Annotated in this window: 4 protein-coding genes; all 4 read right to left on the bottom strand. The window is 72.8% G+C overall.

Annotation, left to right across the window (positions count from 1 at the left end):
* Positions 1–60: 60 nt before the first annotated feature.
* Positions 61–1,605 carry an alpha/beta hydrolase gene (locus SSNG_RS30365; protein WP_042802327.1) on the bottom strand — a complete coding sequence of 515 codons (1,545 nt, stop codon included), beginning with the start codon at positions 1,603–1,605 and terminating at the stop codon, positions 61–63.
* 205 nt (positions 1,606–1,810) lie between these two features.
* Positions 1,811–2,260, bottom strand: coding sequence for a hypothetical protein (locus SSNG_RS38235; RefSeq protein WP_007267771.1), 450 nt, complete (start codon positions 2,258–2,260; stop codon positions 1,811–1,813).
* Positions 2,261–2,361: 101 nt separating this feature from the next.
* Positions 2,362–3,405: an SCO0930 family lipoprotein gene (locus SSNG_RS30375; RefSeq protein WP_042802328.1), complete on the bottom strand. Its 1,044-nt coding sequence runs from the start codon at positions 3,403–3,405 to the stop codon at positions 2,362–2,364.
* Positions 3,406–3,574: 169 nt separating this feature from the next.
* Positions 3,575–3,931: ferredoxin (locus tag SSNG_RS44220; RefSeq protein ID WP_007267773.1), on the bottom strand; the 357-nt coding region annotated here is incomplete at its 5' end.

Genomic DNA, 3,931 nt, shown 5'->3' on the forward strand with positions numbered 1-3,931 from the left:
CCGTGGAACCGGCGGCGAAGGCCTCCACGGTCTACGCCCTGCTCGGCTGACCCCGCGACGTCAGAACCGCCGCGGACCCGCCGGGAGCGGCAGCGGCTTCGGCGCCGGCAGTACGTCCTGCCGCTGCGCCGGGGCCGGAGCCGCCTCGCAGGTCACGTCCCGGTCGGGCAGCCGGCCCGTGGCCAGGTAGGAGTTGACCGGCGCGTTGGCGCAGGAGCCCGGGTCGGCCAGGTACACGCCGTGGCCCTCCCCGCCCTTCGCGAGCACCATCCGCGAGCCCTTCAGGGCCCGGTGCAGGCCCTGCCCGCTCACGAGCGGGGTCTGCGAGTCCCACTCGTTCTGCACGGTCAGCACGTTCGCCCGGGTCTTCATCGGGGTGGCCGCCTCGGCGGGCCGCTGCCAGAAGGCACAGGGCTTGATGTTGGAGGCGATGTCCCCGTACAGCGGGTAGCGGGCCTTGTCCCGGGCCGCGTCCCGCGCGTACTGGCCGGGATCACGAGGCCAGGCGCCGGTGTCCCCGCACAGCACGGACCAGAAGACGGCCGTGCCGTTGTCGGAGGCCGGATCCGCCACGCGCAGCAGCTTCTTCAGGTCCGGCACGGCCGCGCCGACGGGCTGCGGGGCGCCCTCGGCGGCCGCCTTCAGCGCGGCGACGAGCGGCGCCGCCTGCTGCGGGTAGAAGAATAGGCCGCGCGCGGAGCGGATGTCGTCACCCGTCAGTTTCATCCCCTGGAACTCGATCGGCTCGCGGTCGGCGCGGGCCACCAGCCCCCAGAACGTCGCCGACACCGCCTGCGGCGTCGCACCGAGCCGGTACTCGCCGTCGCGCTCCGCCGTCCACCGCGTCCACCGGGCGAAGGCCGGCTCGGCCTCCGTGGCCCACACCTGGAGCATCCCGCGCCAGAGCAGCTGCGGGTCGACCCCGCTGTCGAGGACGAAGCGGTCGGTACGGGAGGGGAACATCTGGGTGTACACCGCGCCGAGGTAGGTCCCGTACGAGTAGCCCACGTAGGAGATCTTCCGCTCGCCCAGGGCCGCGCGGATCGAGTCCATGTCGCGGGCCGTGTTGCGGGTGGTGATGTACGGGAGGACCGAACCGGCCTTCTCCCGGCACTTGTCCGCGACGGTGCGCGCCCAGGCGACGTCGGCGGGGAAGGTCTCGGGGCGGTACGCGCGGTCGAAGTTCTGCTCCGCCTCGTTCAGTCCGCAGCTGATCGGGCTGCTGGCCCCGACGCCGCGCGGATCGAAGCCGATCAGGTCGTAGCGCTCCCTGACCTCCTTCGGCATGGCCTCGTCCATCATCAGCGGAAGGTCGAGCCCCGAGCCGCCGGGTCCGCCCGGGTTGAGCAGCACGACCCCGTGCCGCTTGGCCGGGTCCGGGCTCTTGATCCGGGATATGGCGAGGTCGATGGTCCTGCCGCGGGGACGCTGGTAGTCGAGCGGCACCTTGATCGTCGCGCACTCGTACGCGGCCGGCCGGTCCGGGGTGCAGCGGTGCCAGGCGGGCTGCTGCGGCTGGTAGTCGGAAGGAGCCGGGGCGGCCGCCGCCTGGGTGGCGGCGAGCATGGGGAGGGAGGTCGCGAGGAGCCCGGCGGTGGCGAGCATGGGTGCGAGGCGTTTCAGGCGCACGGAGAGCCGTTCCTTTCGTCGAGGGGCGGTTCCGTGCCACCTTGGAGCACGCGGGCGGTGGGGCGAATCATCCCTCAGGGCGGCTCCCCGTACGTCTTCGTGCAACTCGCGAATGAGGGAGATTCCGGACAACTGGCCGACGCGCCACGACTGTTGGAGGACGCTGTGATCCGTCGCGGAGTCAGTGCCCGGTGTGCTCCTCGCCCGACTCCAGCGTGCCGCCGAGGCGTTCGCGGAGCGCGGTCAGGGCCTGCGGAGACTGGGCGGTGACCACCCAGCGGTTCCCCACCAGGTAGACCCCGCCGTACACCCGGGTCTCCGCCAGCCAGGAGCGCAGGCCCTCCTCGGCGGCGAAAGTGGTGAGGCGGTAGGAGCCCTGTCCGCCCGCGCACGCCGCCTGGCGCAGTTCGTCGGCCTCGGTGATCGACTCGGCGGTGCAGCCCAGGGCGGAGGCGAGCTCCTCCACCGTGGCGGCCCTCCCGGCCGGGCCCTCGCCCGCGTGGGCCGCGTGGGCCGCCGCCCCGGGGCGCGCGGGCGGTTCCGTGGCGCAGCCGCCGGCCAGCAGCGCACCGCACAGCGCGGCACCGGCCGCGAGGAGGGGGCGGCGGGTCGGGCGGTCGGACGGGGGCATGGCGACCTCACTGGAGGGGATCGGAGGGAGAAAGGGGGTGTGGTGCCCGGCGGGGAGGGGAGGGGGACCGGGCACCACGGCTCATGGGTGTCCCGGCCGGCTCAGCCGGCCGCCTTCTTCCCCTTGTCAGTGACGGCCCACCAGAGGTTCTGCTTGCCCTGCCCGTTGACGTCCCCGGGCGCCTTGTCACCGGTGAACGTGTAGACCGGCCAGCAGTCGATGGTCAACTGCTCCGTCCCGTCGGGCCTTTTCACCGAGCCGATCAGTTTGGGGTCGATTCCCGACACCTGCGTCTTGTCGACGAGCGGGGCGGGCTTCCAGGTGTCCGTGCAGGAATCCACGCAGCCGATTTTCATCGGCCAGGCGCTGTCCTTGTCGAAGCGGTAGAGGGTCCAGCCCTCCGCGTTCTGGACGATGTTCCCGAGCCTGGCGTCCTTCCGTACCGAAAGCGCGACCTTCGCCGCCTCCTGGGACCCTTCCTTCGCTGCTCCTCCCTGTTCCGTTCCGTGTCCCTGCATTTCCGTTCCCGTTCCCGTTCCCGGTGCCGCTCCCTTTCCGGCGGCGGCCCATTTCCCGTCGGGTCCCAGGACGTGCCAGGTGCCGCCGACGCCCTCGCCGAGGGCGTCGCCCGCCTTGGTGTCCTTGGCGTAGCGGTACACCGGCCAGCCCCCGACCGTCAGCTGCTTGCTGCCGTCGGCCCGGGTCACCGAGCCGAGCAGGGCGGCGTCGACACCGGCCCCCGCCGAGGCGTCGTCCGCCGGGACCGCCGGCCAGGCCTTGGCGCAGTCGCCCTCGCAGTTGGACTTGGGCGGCTTCGCGGTGTCCTTGTCGAAGCGGTAGAGCGTGAACCCGTCGCCGTCGGCGACGCCGGAGCCCACGTTCGCGATCTCCCGCACCTGGAGCTTCCCGGCCGGACCGCTCTGCCCCCCGCCGCCGGCCGGGTCGGCGCCGGAGCCCTCGCCGTAACCCGATCCGGATCCCGCCCCGTATCCCGAACCCCCGTCGGAGCCGTATGCGCCGAGCTGCTTCCCGGAGCCCGCCGGCTGGACCGCGTCCGCTTTCGAGGAGGGTTTTTCGGCGGCACCGCAACCGGCCGTCAGCAGCAATACCGCGACCGCCGACCCGGCGATTATCTCCCGGCGCATTGTCTCCCGGCGCATTGTCTTCACGATCTCTCCTTGGGATTCGGTGCCGTCGTGCTCTTTGCCTGCGGTCATTGATACGGGGCGAACAGCGGCCGGAGCGGAATTCCGCGGGAATTTGTCAGATCGCGCCAAGAGTGAACTCGGAGGCGTCCCGCACCCGTGCGCCCGCTCATTCCTGGATGCGCAGCGCGAGCGCCGGGCAGCGGCGCACCGCCCGCAGCGCCTTGGGCCGCAGGTGGCCCGGCACCGGCATGGACGCCTCCGCCGGGAAGCCGTCCGCGTCGAGCCGTACGACGTCGGGCAGGACGTCCACGCACAGCCCGTGCCCCTTGCACAGGGTCCAGTCCACCACCAGCCGCTCCGGCGGGCTCTCGTCCTGCGGCAGCGGCAGCGCCCCCACGATCCGCCGCCCACAGCCGCTGCCGAGGGCGTGGTCGCGGAACTCCTCGGGGAACGCGGCGAGCGCGGAGGCCACGAAGTGCGAGGTGCCGTCGGGATGGCTGCTCGCGGCCCCGCCCCCGGACGG

The sequence above is a fragment of the Streptomyces sp. C genome (assembly GCF_000158895.1).
Taxonomy (GTDB): Bacteria; Actinomycetota; Actinomycetes; order Streptomycetales; family Streptomycetaceae; genus Streptomyces; species Streptomyces racemochromogenes.